Raw genomic sequence first — 18,492 nt, 5'->3', positions numbered from 1 at the left:
TGAACGATATATATGGGAATGAACAAAAACACAGTGCTCGCTTGGGCCACTTGGATCATGATTTTTGTAGGAATAGGAATGATAGCTCTTGGAGCTTTCAAATATGACGAGGTTGCAGGTTACGGCTTTGGTGCAGTAGGTATCGGTTTTTTTGCCGTGGCTTGGGTATTCAATGCACTCAAGGGTCGGGTTTAGATTCCCCCTTTTTTCAATTTAAAGAACAACTACATGTCAGACGATAAGAAAGTCATTTTTTCAATGTCTGGGGTTACCAAGACCTTTAAAACGGCCAATACCCCTGTACTCAAAAACATTTACTTAAGTTTCTTTTATGGCGCCAAAATTGGGATTTTGGGTCTCAATGGTTCTGGTAAATCCACCTTGTTGAAGATTATCGCAGGTGTCGATAAGAACTATCAGGGGGATGTGGTTTTCTCCCCAGGCTACACGGTAGGTTATTTGGAGCAAGAACCGCAATTGGATGAAAACAAGACCGTAATGGAAGTGGTTCGGGAAGGTGTTGCGGAAACTGTCGCCATTCTGGATGAATACAACAAAATCAATGATATGTTCGGTCTGCCCGAAGTCTATGAGGATGCGGACAAGATGCAAAAGTTGATGGACAAGCAAGCGGCACTTCAAGATCAGATTGATGCCTCCAACGCCTGGGAACTGGATACGAAATTGGAAATCGCTATGGATGCCCTTCGTACCCCTGAATCCGATAAGAAAATTGGAGTGCTCTCTGGCGGGGAACGTAGACGAGTGGCTTTATGCCGATTATTATTGCAAGAACCGGACGTGTTATTGTTGGATGAGCCCACCAACCACTTGGATGCCGAATCCGTTCATTGGTTGGAACATCATTTAGCGCAATATAAAGGAACCGTAATTGCCGTAACGCACGACCGTTATTTCTTGGACAATGTAGCGGGCTGGATTTTGGAATTGGATAGAGGTGAAGGTATCCCATGGAAAGGAAATTATTCTAGCTGGTTGGATCAAAAAGCCAAACGTTTGGCCCAAGAGAGCAAACAAGCTTCCAAGCGTCAGAAAACGTTGGAACGAGAGTTGGAATGGGTTCGACAAGGGGCTAAAGGACGACAGACCAAACAAAGGGCCCGTTTAAACAATTACGACAAGTTACTTAGCCAAGACCAAAAGCAATTGGAAGAGAAGTTGGAGATATACATTCCAAATGGACCAAGACTGGGCACGAATGTCATCGAAGCGAAAGGGGTCAGCAAAGCGTATGGCGATAAATTGCTATATGAGGAGCTGAACTTCAAATTGCCGCAAGCAGGCATCGTGGGTATTATCGGTCCCAACGGGGCGGGTAAGACCACCATTTTCCGAATGATCATGGGTGAGGAAACCCCAGACAAAGGAGAATTTGTTGTAGGTGATACAGCCAAATTGGCTTATGTAGACCAAAGTCACTCCAACATCGACCCAGAAAAATCGATTTGGGAAAACTTCAGTGATGGACAAGAATTGGTGATGATGGGAGGGAAGCAAGTGAATTCCAGGGCCTATCTAAGTCGATTTAATTTTTCCGGAAGTGAACAGAACAAAAAGGTGAATATGCTTTCCGGCGGGGAGCGTAACCGACTTCATTTGGCCATGACCTTAAAGGAAGAAGGAAACGTATTGTTGCTGGATGAGCCAACCAACGATTTAGATGTAAATACACTTCGTGCCTTGGAAGAAGGTTTGGAAAACTTTGCGGGTTGTGCGGTAATCATTTCCCACGACAGATGGTTCTTGGATAGAATTTGTACCCACATCTTGGCATTTGAAGGAGATTCTCAGGTTTATTTCTTTGAAGGTTCTTTCTCAGATTACGAGGAAAACAAAAAGAAACGCTTGGGAACGGATATCATGCCCAAGCGCATCAAGTATAAAAAATTGATTCGGTAATTGAGGAACTATTCTTCTCCTCCGAGATTTTTGATGCCCTCCTCAAGTATTTTTTTTGCCTTTTCCAAATAGGCTTGTTGGTGTGATGCGAGACTGTTGGGTTCAACTGCGTCTCCATCAATATTTGCTCCGATGGTTTTGGAAAGTTCCACCAATTGGGCAACAGCTTTTTCAGCAGTGCTTAATTTATCGGTAGCATGCTTTTCAAAAACCTTGATCATTTCAAGCTCCATGGAATTGTCACTAACCGTAACAGTGTTGTCCTCGGTTGTATTCTCATCGGCATGGGCCTGATGCTCCAAAGTAGTGGCACCACTATCCGCAATGGTAATCGATGAGGAAGCACCTATGGTGCACTCATCTAAAAACGTGATTATCTCATGGATTTGACCTAAAGCTTTTTTGGTGAAAAATCGGCCTGCTTCCCAATCTGCGGGTTCAATGGCCTTGTCCAAAGTTTGCTTTGTATCAAATGATTTGTCGTACGCTTTTTTACAATCGCAGTCACCTTTGAATTCATCAGCCTTTTCCATGGCGGTCAAAGCACGCTCGGCATAATACATTTGATGTTCAAAATTGGTGGCCTCCATTGCTTTTTTACAATGGTTGAGCGCGTACGTCACTTTGGAATAATAGTTATCGCAATCTTGGGAGAAAGTAGCATTTATGGCAAAAAGAAAAGCCACAAGTACTAAAACACGGGATTTGGGAGCCATGATTAAGTATTTGAATTGGTTATAGTCTGTTACCTTAACGGCAATATAAGGACTTTATTTTACATGATTAAAAATCATCATTGGGATACCAATCCAATTGCACCACTTCTATGTCGGGATTTCCCTCATTGACCAATTGCTTGAATTTTGCCACATCGCTCACATCGGGTCTTCCTCTAAAATGATAGGGATAAACTTGTTTGGGCTGAAATTCCAAAACAGCATCGGCGGCGCTTTCAACTGTCATGGTGTAAGGTAGGTTCATGCAGACGAAGGCTTTATCAATATTTTCCAAGGCACGCATCTCAGGAATATCCTCTGTATCCCCAGAAAAGTAGATACGTTCATCACCTAAAGTGAACACATACCCATTACCTCTGCCTTTTACATGAAAATCCTTGGCTTCTTCACGCAGATTGTACATAGGAATTGCTTCTACGGTAAAACCAGCTATTTCTTTGCTCTCACCATTCGCTATAATGGTTGTTTTGGAAGCTAGCTCTTCGTCCATTTGCTGTTTCACGGCATCGGGCGCAAAGATTTCAACACCTTCCAAATCCAGCTCATTTAAAGTTTCGGGATTAAAATGATCGCCATGAATGTCGGTGATAAAAATAATATCCGGTTTTTGTTGACCTTCAAAAGCAGATTTTCCACCTACTGGGTCTATATATATGGTGTTTGCATTCCAATTTATGATTGCAGTGGCATGTTCGATTGGAATTATGGCAGCAGCAGGTGGGGTATCCACAACCACTGCCTCATCTTCGGGAGCCATGGAAGTTTCTTCCTGCTTTTTTCCCTTTTCCTTGCATGAAACAAAGCATATCAACAGCGCGCTTGCAATAAAAATTATATTTTTTTTCATAGTGTCCTCTTTTTTAAATCCTTTTAAAATTAAGGCATATCGGGCAGAATGAAGATTTTTTTCGATATTATTTCAACCCAAATAATCCAAATGATGATCTAAAGCGTATATAAACCAAACACGATTGATTAAAAAACCTAAACGAGAATCAATTAATACAAAAAGTTATGACTGAAACAAAAAATAACAACAGTTTGAAGGTGATCGCTGGTTTATTGGGTGTGGTTCTTTTGGGAACTATCATTTATACCGTAAGCCTTTATCAAGACAAGAAAAAAACTACTCAGGCTCTAACACAAGAAAAAGAGTTGGTAGTTGAAGATTTGAACAACTTGAAGTCTGAGTACGACAAAGCTATTTTGGAAAGCAACGCTACCAATGAAGAATTGGTTGCCGCTAGAGACAACATTGCAAAGTACATCGACTCTGTACAAGGTATGAAAGCTGATATCGCTTCTCTTTCCAGATACAGAAGACAAGTAAGTGTATTGAAAGCTGAAAGAGAAAAACTATTGAAGCAAGTAGATTCTTTGACTCAATCCAACAGCCTGTTGGCCATGCAAAGAGACAGTACTTTTACTGAATTGGAGAAACAAACCGTTTTCAACGACTCTTTGATCGTACAGAACACACAATTGGCTGATGCCGTTGAAAGAGGTTCAGCTCTTAACCTTTCCACTATCAGTGTTGATGCTGTTAGAGAAAGAAATAGCGGAAAATTGGTATCTACTTCCAGAGCGAGAGCTACTGATAAATTCAAAGTTTGCTTTACCATTGCCGATAACGTAATCGCTGAGGCTGGTGATAGAGAGTTCTTTATTGAAGTACTTGGTCCTCAAGGAAATGTATTGGGTGACAGCTTCACTAAAACAACTGAAGAAGGTGCTTCCATCACCTACAGCAAAGGAACCAATTTCTACTATGAAAACAGTTCTTTGGACGTATGTGATTACATCAACAAGCCAGTGGACGAATTCCAAAAAGGAAACTACATGGTAAATGTGTATGACAACAATCTAAAATTGTTGGGTACTTCTAAATTCGAATTGAAATAATTCACACTATCCATATAACGAAGAAGCCCGGTCTGTTGACCGGGCTTTTTTTATGGATTGAATTCTCGATTAAATTATTTAAGGCTTCCCACCATATCCTCGGGTTTCACCCAAGCATCATATTCTTCGGGGGTAACATAGCCCAAATTAATGGCTTCTTCACGTAATGTAGTTCCATTTTTATGGGCGGTATTGGCAATTTCAGCAGCTTTGTAATACCCAATTTTGGTATTCAGCGCGGTGACCAACATCAATGAATTGTTCAATAACCGTTTGATTACTTCGTGATTCGGCTCAATACCCACGGCACAATGCTCATCAAAACTTACACAAGCATTTCCTAGCAACTCAGCTGATTGCAAAATATTGGCGGCCATCAATGGTTTAAATACATTCAGTTCATAATGACCTTGAGTGCCACCAACGCTAACCGCCACATCGTTCCCCATTACTTGGGCACAAACCATGGTCATGGCCTCACATTGGGTTGGATTTACTTTACCGGGCATAATAGAACTTCCAGGCTCATTGGCCGGAATAATGATTTCACCAATACCAGAGCGTGGGCCAGATGCCATCATCCGAATATCATTCGCGATTTTATTCAAAGAAACCGCCAATTGTTTCAAAGCACCATGACTTTCCACAATGGCATCATGTGATGCAAGTGCTTCAAACTTATTTTGGGCCGTCACAAACGGAAGTCCTGTAAACTCCGCAATGTATTTGGCCACCAAAACATCGTAACCCTTTGGGGTGTTGAGTCCGGTCCCTACCGCAGTACCACCTAGAGCAAGCTCGCTCAAGTGGGCCAACGTATTTTTTACGGCTTTAAGACCATGCTCCAACTGGGCCACGTATCCAGAAAATTCCTGTCCCAAGGTGAGGGGAGTGGCATCCATTAAGTGGGTACGGCCAATTTTAACCACATCCTTAAACTCTTTGGATTTTGCTGCCAACGTGTTTTTGAGTTGTTCCACCCCTGGAATAGTAACCTCCACAATTTTTTTGTAAGCGGCAATGTGCATTCCCGTTGGGAACGTATCGTTGGAAGATTGACTTTTATTGACATCATCATTGGGTTGGATGGTCTTTTCACCCTCACCGATTTTTTTTCCGGCAATTTCATGTGCTCGGTTGGCAATCACCTCATTGACGTTCATGTTGCTTTGCGTTCCAGAACCGGTTTGCCAGATAACCAATGGAAATTGATCATCGAGTTTCCCAGCGAGGATTTCATCACATACTTGGGCTATCAAATCCCTTTTTTCCACAGCAAGCACGCCAAGTTCATGGTTGGCAAAGGCTGCGGCCTTCTTCAAATACGCAAATCCGTAGACCACATCCAAAGGCATGGAAGCTGATGGGCCAATCTTAAAATTGTTACGGGAACGTTCTGTTTGGGCTCCCCAATATTTGTCCGCGGGCACTTGAACTTCGCCCATGGTGTCTTTTTCAATCCTAAAACTCATTTTTCAAAATTTATACTACAAAGGTAATTGTTCACAAAATTATATGGTAGTTGTTAGCGGCAAATACACTTTTTTAGATTCAGATTTGTATTTTTTAAAGAGAAGGAAGTATCTTTGTTAAACAAAAGGAAAGTACAATGTTCGAATTTGACCAATATTTAGGTTTTTTAGCTTTTTTAACGATTTTAACCATTGGTTTTTGGTTGATGATTTTCTTATTGACCTTTGTAGTGCCATATTGGTTGATCGGCAACCTTCGTGAAATGTTTAAAGAAAGACGCGAGGCCAGACGAGCTGAGCTTGAAGAATAAAAAAAAGAAGCCAATTTGGCTTCTTTTTTTTGTCCTATATTTTCCTTTCTATCAATTATCCTTTTCCTCCTTGGAACTGTCCTTCTTCCATTTCCATATCGTCGCCACCATTCTGACGGTCGCCTCCACGCTGTCTTCGCTCTTTAGGCTGGTTGAATCGGTAGATGAATGAAAGATTGATTTGTCTTACCCTCCACTGGAACTCACTGTCCGAAGTAAAGAAAGCTGTCTCAGTATAGGATTGACGTTTTCTGGAATTGAATACATCGCTCACGTTTAAAGACAATGTTCCCTTTTCCTTGAAAATATCCTTGCTCATGGCCAAGTTCAAAGAGAACATACCCTTTGTATCCGTTTGTGCATTTTGCCTTGGGCCCATGTAAAAGGAGTTGGCTTGGAAATCGATTTTTGCGGGTAACGTAAACTTGGAACTGAATCTAGCAAACCAGCTTGAATTGTCCGCACTATAATCTACCCCATTAAATTCTCCATCAGTGCTAAACCTAAAGAAGTTGAAACTACCATTTAAACGCAACCATTTTACAGGGTTGTAAAGCATACCTGCTTCGGCACCAATTCGTTCATTGGTGGAAAGGTTGATCGGAATAGATCGGATGATACGGATACCATCGGAGGTAACCTCTCCCGTTTCCTCTTGAACACGCTCAAAGGAGTTGGTCTCTCTTTGATAATAGATGGATGACGTAAAGGTCAGTTTATCCCATCGCTTTAAATAGCCAAGATCAAATGCATTGGCAAAGGCTGGGTCCAAGTCGGGATTCCCTTGAAATACGTTGGTTCTACTGGATCTAGAAGGGAATGGGTTAATGAACCACCCTCTAGGCCTGTTGATTCTTCGGTTATATCCAAGGGATACATTCTGATTTCCCTTAAACTCATAAATCAAGTTGATTGTAGGGAACAATCCAAGGTAGTTTTTGTCAAAATTAAGATCAACATCATCACCAAGGATTTCTTGTAACGCTTCACTATCGATATCAGAGTCAACACCACCCCTCATCTCCGTATTTTCCAATCGCAAACCTGCCAAGAATGAAAATTTACCGAATTTATTACCGTACTGCGTATATAGCGCATTCACATTCTCGTGATAGGTAAAGGTATTGGTCAAATCAATGTTGGTCTCGAATTGGTTTGTGTCTTGGTTAAATTGATCTAACTGATAATCATTGATCTCTTTTTGAAACGTTCCGCGATAACCAGCTTCAAATTGGGCATCACCCATGGGCAATACATAATCCACTTGCGCCAATATATCATCTTGTTTTTCAGCTTCATAAATATTCTCTAATGCCAACAAATCCGTATTGGGTACAATATTGTTCTCTTGGATCACCGTAAATGTAGATTCATCATCAAAGGAATACTGAAAATCAGCAGTCAATTTGTGCCCATCATCATTAATATTATTGGTATAGTTGAAGGAGAACTGTCGGCTATTGCCATCTTCACCTTGATTTTCCGTCCTAAAGGTTCTGCTGGCCAAAGCAGCATCGGTAAATCGTTGGTTATCGTTTTCCGTTAGATCGTCTCCTTTGTTGTATCGATAGAAGAAACTACCTGTAATAGACGATTTTTCCGTGAGGAAATATTCCATCCCGATATTAAGGTTGAAACCGTCATTGTTACGGCTGGTTTCACGATCTTCGATAATTCGGTCAAATTCACCTTGGGAATAGGTGTTGTCGCTAAATCCATTCCCTGGAGATTCTCTATGATAATATCCTAGGGTGTTGAAGATGTTGAATTTCTCGGTTCGCAGGTTGAAATTGGTGGTTGCCCTGGCATTAAAAGGATGTCCTCCGGTTAAATTCACCGAACCATTGATTCCCAAGGTCTTTTCCTTTTTCAAAACAATGTTCAAAATACCCGCGGTTCCTTCAGCATCATAACGAGCTGATGGACTGGTGATTACCTCTACCTTTTCAATAGCATCGGCGGGCAATTGTCTCAAAATATCGGTAGACCCAAATCCTGCCAAGGCTGATGGCTTACCATTGATAAGGATACGAACATTCTCGTTTCCTCTTAAGCTGATGGCACCTTCAACATCAACATTTACCGAGGGAATATTGTTCAAGGCATCACTAACGTTTCCACCGCTGGTGGTAAGGTCTTTCCCAATATTATATACTTTTTTGTCCAACCGAACCTCAACTGTGGTTTTCTCCCCAACAACCTCAACTTCTTGAAGCTGGGATACGTCAGTTGCCAAAACAATAGGTCCCAAATTAGTGGAAGAGGTATAGTTTTGATTGGTTAAGGAATAGGTTTTATAAGAAATGTATTCAACTCTAATATTATATCTCCCTGGAGTGGTTTCAATCTCAAATTTCCCATCCAAATCAGTAATACCACCTGTGACTTTATCTGGATTTTCTACCTCCTGCAAAACAAAGGTTGCGTATTCCAAGGGTTGTCCGGAATCTTGATCAATTACAGTTCCGGAAATGGTAATAGAGTTTTGACTCTGCCGCGTTTGGGCATTCGCTGAAAGGAAGGCCAACAGTAACAACGGTAAAATGATTCTTTGCATAGTTTGGTTTTAGACTAGCAAAGTTGAAAGGAATTTAAGTAGTAGCGAAAATTATATCCGTCAACAACAGACTTGATCCCGTGAATGACCTTAATGATTTGTTAATCTTTTTTCTTTTTCTTTTTCTTCTTCTTTTCAGGCTTAAACCTGTTTTCCTGAAGCTCTAGAAAGGCATTGTACTTATCTTCCGGAAGTCCGGCTTTAAGTTCTTCGTTTTGTTTCTTCTCAATTTTCTCATATTCCTCCTTCATCTTTAAAGGTTCCAACCCTAAAATTTGAAGCTCTATACGTTGTTGAACGGACTGCACCAAGGTTGTACGAACCACAGCTTCTTCAAATGGATTAAGTCCCAATTCTTCTGTAATGGAAGGCATTTGTTGATCCACCACTTCCTCAGCGGTAGGCGGTGTTACTTCTTTAGGGGTTTCCTGAGCTTGTGGGATGGTACTTTGTCTTCTACCATATCGATTTCCATATCCATATGGAGATCCATAACCATATTGGGCCGCCAGTTCCCCAGCGGATAAAAACACCATTAAAAAGGTCAAGAAAATAACAGTCTGTAAACTTTTCATAGCCAAATGAATATGTTCGTAATACTATAGCAAGATATTGATTTTTTCCGAGGGTCTGCCAATTACGGCCTTTTTATCTTTTACAATGATGGGGCGTTCTATTAATTTAGGGTTTTCCACCATGGCCGTGATAATTTCATCATCCGAGAGCGATTTTCCTTTGTATTGCTCCTTCCAAATAGCTTCATTCTTCCTGACCAATTCCTCTGGAGTAATGCCCAAATACCCTATTAAGGTCTTCAGCTCTTCCTCGGTGGGAATATCTTCCAGATACTTTACAATTTCAAAGTCCTGCCCGGATTGCTCAAGGACTTCCAGCCCTTCCCTCGATTTTCTACATCTTGGATTGTGGTATATTTTAATCATGGTCTATTTGTTCTTTATTCTCCTTTACCTTTCATCCTTTATCCCGAAACCCATTCCAAAACCAGCTATTCCTCCTCCTTTTGCCCCATCATCATGAGATAGGCCTTTAAAAATGGATTGATTTCTCCATCCATTACGGCATCTACGTTCCCGGTTTCTTCTCCGGTGCGCACATCTTTTACCAATTTATAGGGATGCATCACGTAGTTACGGATTTGTGAACCCCATTCAATCTTCATTTTTGAGGACTCTATTTCGGCCCGTGCCTCTTGTTTTTTCCGAAGTTCAATTTCGTACAATTGCGACTTCAACATTTTCATCGCCGTTGCCCGGTTGTCATGCTGCGAACGCGAATCGGAACAGGAAATCTGAATACCCGTGGGCTTGTGGACCAGCTGAACCTTGGTTTCCACCTTGTTCACATTCTGACCCCCAGCTCCACTGGAACGTGCTGTGGTGATTTCAATATCAGATGGATTCACTTCAATTTCAATGGTATCATCCACCAATGGATACACATATACCGATGCAAACGAGGTATGGCGCTTGGCATTACTGTCAAAAGGAGAGATGCGCACCAGTCGATGTACCCCGTTCTCACCTTTCAGCCACCCGAAGGCATATTCACCCTCAATTTCCAGTGTCACAGTCTTTATACCGGCCACATCGCCTTCCTGGTAGTTGAGTTCTTTTACCTTGTAGCCGTTTTTCTCACTCCACATGATATACATCCGCATGAGCATTGATGCCCAGTCGCAACTTTCCGTTCCACCAGCGCCAGCGGTTATCTGAAGCACTGCGGTAAGCTCGTCACCTTCATCGGAAAGCATATTTTTGAATTCCAAGTTTTCAATGGCTTCAATGGCTTTTTTGTACTGTTGAGCAACTTCATCCTCGGAAATCTCTCCCGCCTGCTGAAATTCCAATAACACCTCAAGATCGCCTACCAAAGTTTTGGCGGATTCGTAATCTTCCACCCACTTTTTCTTGGATTTTAGGGATTGCATTTGCTTTTGGGCCTCTTGGGGATTGTCCCAAAAATTAGGTTCGAGGGTTTTTTCTTCCTCGTTTTCTATTTCGATGAGCTTGGTATCAATGTCAAAGATACCTCCTTAACGCACCAAGGCGCTCAATAAGATCTTTTTGTCGATCTGTGGTTACCATGTATTCAATTTTGGGCAAAAGTAAGTTTCTTTCACCACATTCTATAATCTATTGTTGTTGCTGTTGTTGTGCCGCTTTGACCAGTACAGTATACTTGGTCTCATTTTTTCCAAGGGTGTAGACCACTCCTTTTAATGGGGCACAATCAGTGTAATCCTTTCCGTGACACACTTTGATGTGGTTGTGGTTGGCCAATAAATTGTTGGTGGGATCAAAACCTATCCATCCGGCATTGGGAACGAAAGCCTCTACCCAAGCATGCATTTGGGAATCACCAAAAAATCCGCTGCCTTGGTGCAGATAGCCTGAGACGTAACGAGCCGGAACGCCATTCTTTTTGGCGATAGCACAGAAAAGGTGGGTAAAGTCTTGACAAACCCCATGTCTTTTTTCAATGATTTCTTCCATTGGGGTATGTACGTCGGTCACGCCCGGTTTGAAAAATATTTTATTGAACACCCATTGGTTCAACGCCTGGAGATTTTCAAATAGACTTATTTTTTCATCAAACACATAAATGGATGCATATTGTTCGGGAAGGTGGGTCAGTCGCGTATTTCTGAGGAAGGGTTCATGGTCAATTCTAAAATCGAGGTTTCGGAGTGTCTCAAAATCTTCTGCCGGGTCCAAGGGAAGTTCAAAATCAAACGGGTTGATTTCCTTTTTTACCAACTTAAAATGTGCATTGAATTCAATATGGTCAATCTCCTTTTTAGATCGAACTTGAACCGTTGTAAAGCCAAGACCATTTACCGAAACGCTGTTGCGTTCTCCTAAATCATTCTCAAAATGCCAATAGGTAAGCTCTTGGGTATCATTCTCTTCTGGTACCACCAAGAATTGCCAAAAGGCCTCACTCAACCCTTTTTCGTAGGAATTCTGAGTGTCGTAATCTATTTCATATTCATAGAACATGGGCAACATTTCAATCGGACCAAGTTAGTCAAATTGCCCTAGTAGTTGAAGAATTCTTTCTCCATGTTCTCACTAATTTTGAACATTTTATTAAGAATCAAATCCAAGTTGCCCTGAATGTCTTCTTGTACCTCTTCAATCTGTTTAAACTCAAATTCCGCACGTACTTTTCCCACCATGAATGCAGTGGAGCTTTTGGCGTATTCCACCTTTTTATCGATTTCCAAAATATGTTTGTACACTTGATTGATGCAGTTCATAAAGGAACGAGGGCATCTTCCATTGAGGATTAAGAACTCTAGGGTAGAAGTACTGTTCGGTGATTTTTTATAAAGGCGACGCATCATATCATAGGATTCGGCACATTTGAGCAGGGTGGTCCACTCAAAACTATTGCCAATGGGGTCTCCGTAGCTACCTTTGGCCATTAGGGCATCATTATATTTGGTATTGATGATACGGGTAATCTGTATGGCCCTTTCGATGTTTACCCCCATCATAATAATAGCATACACCTCATCATGCAAAAGGGTTCCCCTTATTTTACCACGGAGTACAGCAGTCATTTCAGTAATGTTGACGGTAAAATCATAGAGGTTGGTTTTAACGAAGGTATCCGTGGAATAGTTCATCACAAAGTGATAAAACTTATTGAGGCTTTCGTAGAGTTCTGTTGAAATCAAATCTCGGGAGCTATTGGCATTTTCCCGGGCAAACTTGATACTGCTGATGATGGAATAATTTTTTTCCGCGTTTAACCCAACATTGAAGAGTACTTCTTCCTCTTTCAATTTTAGGGAATCATCAGAGACGGGGTCACCCACCATAAATAATATGGACCTAAGTACAAACTGTCTGGATTGTGACAATTGGTTGGGTGCATCCAAGGATGAAAAATAATTCACGTTCATAAAACGGGCCACATGTTCCGCCCGTTCAATATACCTTCCCATCCAGAATAAATTATTGGCTACTCGTGCAAGCATAGTGTTCTTAATGTTTTAAAACCCAAGTATCTTTAGATCCACCACCTTGGGATGAGTTTACGATCAAATTTCCTTCTTTTAGCGCCACGCGGGTAAGTCCGCCTTTTAATACAAATTGTTTGTCATGCCCTAGAACGGTGAAGGTCCTAAGGTCTACATGACGCTGTTCAAAAGATTCTTTTTGGTCAATATAGGTGGGGTGTACCGATAGGGACATAATAGGCTGCGCTACATATTTTCTCGGATTGGCCTTTACCTCGGATTTCACTTTTTCAATCTCATCCTTGGTCAAACGGTTTCCAATGGAAATACCATACCCTCCAGCTTCATCAACTGGTTTTATGACCAACTCCTTGATATGGTCCAATACATATTTTAATTCATCGGGCCGGCTACAATGATACGTATGTACATTTTTAAGGATGGGTTCTTCATCCAAATAATATTTAATGATATCTGGAACATAGGTGTAGATGGCCTTGTCATCAGCAACTCCCGTTCCCGGAGCGTTGGCAATGGTTACATTTCCTTTTCTGTAAGCGGCAAATAAACCGGGTACGCCTAAGCTGGAATCAGGATTGAACTCCATAGGGTCAATAAAGAGATCATCAACCCTTCGGTAGACCACATCTACCCGAACGGGACCTTGCGTGGTCTTCATGTACACAAAGTCATTTTCTACAAACAGGTCTCGTCCTTCCACCAATTCAACCCCCATGGCTTTGGCCAAATAGGAGTGTTCATAATAGGCAGAGTTGAACATGCCGGGGGTTATCACCACACAAACCGGGGAATCCACACCTGGGGGTTTTACACTTTCCAAAAGATTCAAGAGATTCTCAGCATAATCAGTCACTGTATAGGTCTTGTAATGGTTAAAAACCCCAAAAAGCGCTCGCTTTAATGCCGTCCGGTTACAGATGACATAACTCACGCCCGAAGGACAACGGATATTGTCTTCCAATACATAATAATTGCCATCTGAATGTTTAATGATGTCCGTTCCTGAAATATGATTATATATTTTGCTGGGTGGGTCTACATTCATCATTTGATGTAGGTAGTTGGGAGAAGAGCTCAACAACTCAATCGGTACAATACCATCCTTTACAATTTTTTTATCGTGGTAGACATCCCATAAAAAATGGTTCAAGGCCAAACTTCTTTGGATAGCACCCTTTTCAATAATTTCCCATTCTTTGGGGTCAATAATCCTCGGGAACAAGTCAAAAGGAAAAATTTTCTCCTGACTTTGCTTGTCGCCATAAACTTGAAAGGTGATACCCTGGTTAAAAAATGAAGATTTTGCCTTGTTGTTCAAGGTAACATAATCCTCAATGGACCGAGATCCATAAAGGTCTAAAAGCTTCTGATATACCGATTTAACATCTCCATTACCTTCAAAGACTTCATCAAATAAACCCTCTTTGCGTACATAACTCGAAAAGATGGTTTTCCCCATTGCTGACCCCATATTTGTTTTTTAAGTAAAATATGGATTTTCAATCTCTTATGAAATAAACAATAGTTAAAAATCCCACCCTAAAAAAATGGATGAAATAAAAATTGCATGGAAATTTTATGAAAATGAGTTTTGAGATTGAAAAGGTAGTTACACGGGGTTTTTTAAAATGAATTACATATTTTTAAATCCAATTTCCAATCAACTATGAAGAACACTTTCTCCCTCTTAGCATTATTTGGTTGCTTTTATGCAACACTTTACGGACAGACTTTTGAAAAGGCCAAGGATTTTCAAAAATTCAGCGGCTATTTTAATTTTTACTATGATGATTCATCCGACAAGATTTATTTGGAAGTTGATGAACTGGACAAGGAGTTTTTGTATGTCTATTCGCTGAGCAGTGGGATAGGAAGCAATGATATCGGTTTGGACCGGGGCCAATTGGGCAATGAGCAAGTCGTTTACTTCAAAAAGGCAGGAAACAAGTTGTTATTGGTACAGCCTAATCTAACCTATCGTGCCATTACTGACAATGAATTGGAGCGAAAATCAGTGGAGCAGGCTTTTGCCAAGTCTATTCTGCAAGGTTTTATAATTGAGGAAGAATCCAAGGGAAATTACTTAATCGATTTCACTGAATTTTTAATGCGGGATGCACACGGAGTATCCAATACGCTAAAAGCTGCGAAACAAGGCACCTATAGTTTGGACGCATCAAAAAGTGCTTTGGCGTTTGATCGTACCAAGGCATTCCCAAAGAATGTAGAGTTTGATGTAACGCTTACCTTTAAAGGTAATCCCGAAGGGGCTTGGATTCAGTCTGTGACCCCAAACCCAAGTTTGGTAACCGTGGCCCAGCATCATTCTTTAATTGAATTACCGGATGATAAATACAAGAAAAGAGTGTTTGACCCTCGATGTGGTTCGTACCCTTTAACCTATTATGATTATGCCACGCCGGTTCAAGAACCCATTTTAAAACGTTTTATCACACGCCATCGCTTGGAGAAAAAGAATCCTGGTGCCGAGGTAAGTGAAGCTGTTGAACCAATCATTTATTATCTGGATAATGGAACTCCCGAGCCTGTTCGTTCTGCGCTGTTGGAAGGGGGCAAGTGGTGGAACCAAGCCTTTGAGTCGATTGGCTACAAAGACGCCTTTCAACTTAAAATTCTTCCCGATGATGCCGACCCGTTGGATGTGCGCTATAATGTGATTCAGTGGGTGCACCGTTCAACCAGAGGTTGGAGTTATGGAAGCAGTATCACCGACCCACGAACAGGAGAGATTATGAAAGGTCATGTGAGTTTGGGAAGCTTGCGTATCCGTCAGGATTTTTTGATTGCCCAAGCCTTGATGAACAAACCTTTTGCCGAGCGTGATGACAACTACCAACCCATGTTGGATATGGCCTTGGCAAGAATCCGTCAATTGTCTGCCCATGAAATTGGTCACACCCTTGGTTTTGCCCACAATTTTGCGGCGAGTACCAACAATAGGGCTTCGGTTATGGATTATCCGCATCCACAATTTGAATTGAAGGGAAATACTATCGATTTTTCAAATGCATACGACACGGGAATCGGAGAATGGGATAAAGTTACCGTGGCCTATTCGTATGCCGATTTTCCAAGTGGCACTTCAGAAAAAGATGGCTTGAATGGTATTTTGAAGAAAGCCCAAGATGATGGGTTGCGCTATATTTCCGATCAAGATGCAAGACCCACTGGAGGAGCCCATGCCTTAGCCCACTTGTGGGACAACGGTAAAAGTGCCAGCCAAGAGCTGGAAAGTATGTTGGAAATTCGGAAAACCGCCATCACTAATTTTTCAATAGACAACATCCGCACAGGCGACCCCAATTCTGTTTTGGAAGATGTGTTCGCGCCACTGTATTTTTTCCATCGGTATCAGACGGAGGCCGTTTCCAAGGTTATTGGCGGATTGGATTACAATTATGCGGTGAAAGGAGATGGACAGCGTGTAGTGGAGCCAGTAAATCAAGCAGTACAAGAAAAAGCGTTGGAGTCTATTCTAAAAACCTTGGATGCGGAGGTTGTTGCCATTCCCAAGGAAAAGCTAGACCTTTTTCCACCGAGGGCCATTGGATATCCTCGTACCCGAGAATCGTTGATGGGAAGAACTGGTGTGAGTTTTGATGCCCTTTCCGCTGCCGAAACAGCTGCCGATATGACGCTTGGTTTGTTGCTGCATCCAGAACGTGCATCGCGATTGATCCAGCAGAAAAGTTTGGATAAAGGGCAATTGGGCTTGGACGAAGTTTTGACCAAATTGGTCAATAGCACCATTGAAGATTCCAAAAAAGACCCCTATTTGGAAGAAGTACAACAGACCATCAATTTCAGGGTGCTCTACCACATTATGAATTTGGCGGCCCATAAAGAAGTACATCCTCAAGTGAATGCCATAGCCAATGAGACATTAAAGGAACTTAAGGCTGCATTACTGGGCAATGGAAAGACAGCAATTGCTGTGGAGATGGTAAAACGAATCGATATGTTTATGGAAAAACCATCCAGTTTTAATGTGATACCTGTCCCAAAAATTCCTGATGGCTCGCCTATTGGAATGGACTGCATGGACTAAATAATTACAGATACAAGTTCAAACTCAATGTTTAAAATTGAATCTGAACTTGAGCTTGAAATTGAACTTTTATGACAATTAATTTGATCAGTGATACGGTCACCAAACCCACTGCGGGAATGTTGGAGGCCATGATGACCGCGAAGGTGGGGGACGATGTTTTTAAAAACGACCCTACCGTAAATGCCCTTGAAGAAAAAGTGGCCGATTATTTTGGAATGGAAGCCGCACTGTTTTTTCCCAGTGGCACCATGACCAACCAAACAGCAATTAAATTGCATACGCAACCCGGAGACCAATTGATTTGTGATAAATACGCCCACGTCTACAATTATGAAGGTGGAGGTGTAAGTTTCAACAGTGGGGTTTCCTGTAAATTGGTGGATGGTCATCGAGGTATGATGACGGCAAAACAGGTTGAGGAATCCATAAACCCGCCGGATTTTTACCATAGCCCATTGACCTCGTTAGTTTGTATTGAAAACACTACCAATAAAGGTGGCGGGGCGTGTTGGGATTTTGAGGAGCTTCAAAAAATAAGAAAAGTATGCGATGACCATGGCTTAAAGTATCATTTGGATGGCGCACGACTGTGGAATGCACTTGTGGCTAAGGGTGAAGACCCTAAAGCGTATGGTTCTCTTTTTGATACGATAAGTGTTTGTTTGAGCAAAGGCATGGGATGCCCTGTGGGCTCTGTGTTAGTCGGAAGCAAAGATATGATTGACAAAGCCTTACGAGTCCGGAAGGTGCTGGGTGGCGGAATGCGTCAATCTGGATTTTTGGCCGCAGCAGGAATTTATGCCATGGACCATCATGTGGAACGTTTGGCGGAAGACCATAAAAAAGCAGCCGAAATAGGGGAGGTGTTATCGACTTTGGATTTTATCAAAAAAGTGGAGCCCATTGAGACCAATATCATCATTTTTGAATTAGATGAATCGAAGTTCACATCAGCTGACTTCTTGGCCAAACTCACCGAAAATCAGATTTCAATAATAGGTATGGGTCAGGGAAAACTGCGCATCGTCACCCATTTGGATTATACAAATGCGATGCACCAACATTTCCTTAAAATCCTAAAAACAATTGGGTAAAATGTCCCCTTGAGGGGACTTTAGGGGTGTTTTATTTCATAAAAGCATCCATCCCAGGGATATTGGGCATGCCTTCTTTTGCCACAGCGGCCAATTCCGTTTCATTCACATTGGTGGCTTTTTCAATTGCTTTGTTTAGGGTAAGCACCAAATAATCTTCCAGTTGCTCTTTATCCTGCAAAAGAGAATCGTCAATATGGATTGATTTTATTTCTCGGTTTGCCGTCAAAGTCACTTTTAGCAATCCATCAGAAGATTGTTCGTCAATCAAAACCGTATTCAATCGTTCCTTGGTTTCCTGCACTTTTTTCTGGGTTTCCTTGAGTTTACCCATCATTCCCATGATATCTCCAAACATAGCTGTTATTTTTTGTATCTAATTGACTTCAAAAATACTAAATTGGCACAAATCGAAATG

The 18,492-nt window shown here is 41.6% G+C and carries 17 protein-coding genes; 6 read left to right on the top strand and 11 right to left on the bottom strand.

What is annotated here, in order from left to right; translation table 11 throughout:
* The first annotated feature begins 18 nt into the window (after nucleotides 1–18).
* Both ACFSJE_RS03175 and ettA read left to right on the top strand, forming a co-directional pair.
* Nucleotides 19–195, top strand: a complete 177-nt coding sequence (locus ACFSJE_RS03175) for a CAL67264 family membrane protein (protein WP_231562643.1) — start codon at nucleotides 19–21, stop codon at nucleotides 193–195.
* Between the two features lie 33 nt (nucleotides 196–228).
* Nucleotides 229–1,920 (top strand): energy-dependent translational throttle protein EttA, encoded by a 1,692-nt coding sequence (gene ettA / locus ACFSJE_RS03170; protein WP_379829530.1) that lies wholly within the window; start codon nucleotides 229–231, stop codon nucleotides 1,918–1,920.
* A gap of 8 nt (nucleotides 1,921–1,928) precedes the next feature.
* Here the strand turns inward: ettA and ACFSJE_RS03165 are convergent, their stop codons facing one another.
* A complete protein-coding gene (locus tag ACFSJE_RS03165) occupies nucleotides 1,929–2,636 on the bottom strand; it encodes a hypothetical protein (RefSeq protein ID WP_379829529.1) in 708 nt (235 codons plus the stop codon).
* Nucleotides 2,637–2,703: 67 nt separating this feature from the next.
* Entirely contained in the window at nucleotides 2,704–3,504 is an 801-nt protein-coding gene (locus tag ACFSJE_RS03160; RefSeq protein ID WP_379829528.1) for an MBL fold metallo-hydrolase, read from the bottom strand.
* 167 nt (nucleotides 3,505–3,671) lie between these two features.
* On the opposite strand from ACFSJE_RS03160, the gene ACFSJE_RS03155 reads away from it, so the two are divergent.
* Nucleotides 3,672–4,559 carry a hypothetical protein gene (locus ACFSJE_RS03155; protein WP_379829527.1) on the top strand — a complete coding sequence of 296 codons (888 nt, stop codon included), beginning with the start codon at nucleotides 3,672–3,674 and terminating at the stop codon, nucleotides 4,557–4,559.
* A 74-nt stretch (nucleotides 4,560–4,633) separates the two neighbouring features.
* Here ACFSJE_RS03155 and fumC read toward each other — a convergent pair whose 3' ends face one another.
* Nucleotides 4,634–6,031 (bottom strand): class II fumarate hydratase, encoded by a 1,398-nt coding sequence (fumC, locus tag ACFSJE_RS03150; RefSeq protein WP_379829526.1) that lies wholly within the window; start codon nucleotides 6,029–6,031, stop codon nucleotides 4,634–4,636.
* Between the two features lie 137 nt (nucleotides 6,032–6,168).
* On the opposite strand from fumC, the gene ACFSJE_RS03145 reads away from it, so the two are divergent.
* Entirely contained in the window at nucleotides 6,169–6,342 is a 174-nt protein-coding gene (locus tag ACFSJE_RS03145; RefSeq protein WP_379829525.1) for a hypothetical protein, read from the top strand.
* Between the two features lie 55 nt (nucleotides 6,343–6,397).
* Here the strand turns inward: ACFSJE_RS03145 and ACFSJE_RS03140 are convergent, their stop codons facing one another.
* From ACFSJE_RS03140 to ACFSJE_RS03110, 7 genes are all read right to left on the bottom strand, one after another.
* Entirely contained in the window at nucleotides 6,398–8,899 is a 2,502-nt protein-coding gene (locus tag ACFSJE_RS03140; RefSeq protein ID WP_379829524.1) for a TonB-dependent receptor, read from the bottom strand.
* A gap of 101 nt (nucleotides 8,900–9,000) precedes the next feature.
* Nucleotides 9,001–9,474, bottom strand: coding sequence for a hypothetical protein (locus ACFSJE_RS03135; protein ID WP_379829523.1), 474 nt, complete (start codon nucleotides 9,472–9,474; stop codon nucleotides 9,001–9,003).
* A 24-nt stretch (nucleotides 9,475–9,498) separates the two neighbouring features.
* Nucleotides 9,499–9,840 carry an arsenate reductase (glutaredoxin) gene (arsC, locus tag ACFSJE_RS03130; RefSeq protein ID WP_379829522.1) on the bottom strand — a complete coding sequence of 114 codons (342 nt, stop codon included), beginning with the start codon at nucleotides 9,838–9,840 and terminating at the stop codon, nucleotides 9,499–9,501.
* 65 nt (nucleotides 9,841–9,905) lie between these two features.
* A protein-coding gene (gene prfB / locus ACFSJE_RS03125; RefSeq protein WP_379829521.1) for a peptide chain release factor 2 occupies nucleotides 9,906–11,004 on the bottom strand; the annotation gives its coding sequence in 2 pieces (ribosomal slippage) (nucleotides 9,906–10,940 and nucleotides 10,942–11,004; 1,098 coding nt in all).
* A gap of 48 nt (nucleotides 11,005–11,052) precedes the next feature.
* A complete protein-coding gene (locus ACFSJE_RS03120; protein ID WP_379829520.1) occupies nucleotides 11,053–11,919 on the bottom strand; it encodes a transglutaminase-like domain-containing protein in 867 nt (288 codons plus the stop codon).
* A 38-nt stretch (nucleotides 11,920–11,957) separates the two neighbouring features.
* Nucleotides 11,958–12,905, bottom strand: coding sequence for an alpha-E domain-containing protein (locus ACFSJE_RS03115; RefSeq protein ID WP_379829519.1), 948 nt, complete (start codon nucleotides 12,903–12,905; stop codon nucleotides 11,958–11,960).
* A 7-nt stretch (nucleotides 12,906–12,912) separates the two neighbouring features.
* Nucleotides 12,913–14,367: a circularly permuted type 2 ATP-grasp protein gene (locus ACFSJE_RS03110; protein ID WP_379829518.1), complete on the bottom strand. Its 1,455-nt coding sequence runs from the start codon at nucleotides 14,365–14,367 to the stop codon at nucleotides 12,913–12,915.
* A gap of 207 nt (nucleotides 14,368–14,574) precedes the next feature.
* Between ACFSJE_RS03110 and ACFSJE_RS03105 the strand changes: the two genes are divergently transcribed.
* Together ACFSJE_RS03105 and ACFSJE_RS03100 are read left to right on the top strand one after the other, a co-directional pair.
* Nucleotides 14,575–16,977, top strand: coding sequence for a zinc-dependent metalloprotease (locus ACFSJE_RS03105; RefSeq protein WP_379829517.1), 2,403 nt, complete (start codon nucleotides 14,575–14,577; stop codon nucleotides 16,975–16,977).
* 71 nt (nucleotides 16,978–17,048) lie between these two features.
* A complete protein-coding gene (locus tag ACFSJE_RS03100) occupies nucleotides 17,049–18,074 on the top strand; it encodes a threonine aldolase family protein (RefSeq protein ID WP_379829516.1) in 1,026 nt (341 codons plus the stop codon).
* 31 nt (nucleotides 18,075–18,105) lie between these two features.
* On the opposite strand, the gene ACFSJE_RS03095 is transcribed toward ACFSJE_RS03100, so the two are convergent.
* Nucleotides 18,106–18,432 carry a YbaB/EbfC family nucleoid-associated protein gene (locus ACFSJE_RS03095; protein WP_379829515.1) on the bottom strand — a complete coding sequence of 109 codons (327 nt, stop codon included), beginning with the start codon at nucleotides 18,430–18,432 and terminating at the stop codon, nucleotides 18,106–18,108.
* Nucleotides 18,433–18,492 lie beyond the last annotated feature (60 nt).

This window comes from Flagellimonas iocasae (genome assembly GCF_042682725.1).
GTDB classification, from domain to species: domain Bacteria; phylum Bacteroidota; class Bacteroidia; order Flavobacteriales; family Flavobacteriaceae; genus Flagellimonas; species Flagellimonas iocasae.
Note: the sequence above shows the minus strand (reverse complement) of the source record. Positions and strands in the feature narration are given on the sequence as shown.

Coding starts and splice junctions, on each gene's coding strand:
- ACFSJE_RS03175 (WP_231562643.1), top strand. CDS start 19: ATGAACAAAAACACAGTGCTCGCTTGGGCCACTTGGATCATGATTTTT.
- ettA (WP_379829530.1), top strand. CDS start 229: ATGTCAGACGATAAGAAAGTCATTTTTTCAATGTCTGGGGTTACCAAG.
- ACFSJE_RS03165 (WP_379829529.1), bottom strand. CDS start 2,636: ATGGCTCCCAAATCCCGTGTTTTAGTACTTGTGGCTTTTCTTTTTGCC.
- ACFSJE_RS03160 (WP_379829528.1), bottom strand. CDS start 3,504: ATGAAAAAAAATATAATTTTTATTGCAAGCGCGCTGTTGATATGCTTT.
- ACFSJE_RS03155 (WP_379829527.1), top strand. CDS start 3,672: ATGACTGAAACAAAAAATAACAACAGTTTGAAGGTGATCGCTGGTTTA.
- fumC (WP_379829526.1), bottom strand. CDS start 6,031: ATGAGTTTTAGGATTGAAAAAGACACCATGGGCGAAGTTCAAGTGCCC.
- ACFSJE_RS03145 (WP_379829525.1), top strand. CDS start 6,169: ATGTTCGAATTTGACCAATATTTAGGTTTTTTAGCTTTTTTAACGATT.
- ACFSJE_RS03140 (WP_379829524.1), bottom strand. CDS start 8,899: ATGCAAAGAATCATTTTACCGTTGTTACTGTTGGCCTTCCTTTCAGCG.
- ACFSJE_RS03135 (WP_379829523.1), bottom strand. CDS start 9,474: ATGAAAAGTTTACAGACTGTTATTTTCTTGACCTTTTTAATGGTGTTT.
- arsC (WP_379829522.1), bottom strand. CDS start 9,840: ATGATTAAAATATACCACAATCCAAGATGTAGAAAATCGAGGGAAGGG.
- ACFSJE_RS03120 (WP_379829520.1), bottom strand. CDS start 11,919: ATGTTCTATGAATATGAAATAGATTACGACACTCAGAATTCCTACGAA.
- ACFSJE_RS03115 (WP_379829519.1), bottom strand. CDS start 12,905: ATGCTTGCACGAGTAGCCAATAATTTATTCTGGATGGGAAGGTATATT.
- ACFSJE_RS03110 (WP_379829518.1), bottom strand. CDS start 14,367: ATGGGGAAAACCATCTTTTCGAGTTATGTACGCAAAGAGGGTTTATTT.
- ACFSJE_RS03105 (WP_379829517.1), top strand. CDS start 14,575: ATGAAGAACACTTTCTCCCTCTTAGCATTATTTGGTTGCTTTTATGCA.
- ACFSJE_RS03100 (WP_379829516.1), top strand. CDS start 17,049: ATGACAATTAATTTGATCAGTGATACGGTCACCAAACCCACTGCGGGA.
- ACFSJE_RS03095 (WP_379829515.1), bottom strand. CDS start 18,432: ATGTTTGGAGATATCATGGGAATGATGGGTAAACTCAAGGAAACCCAG.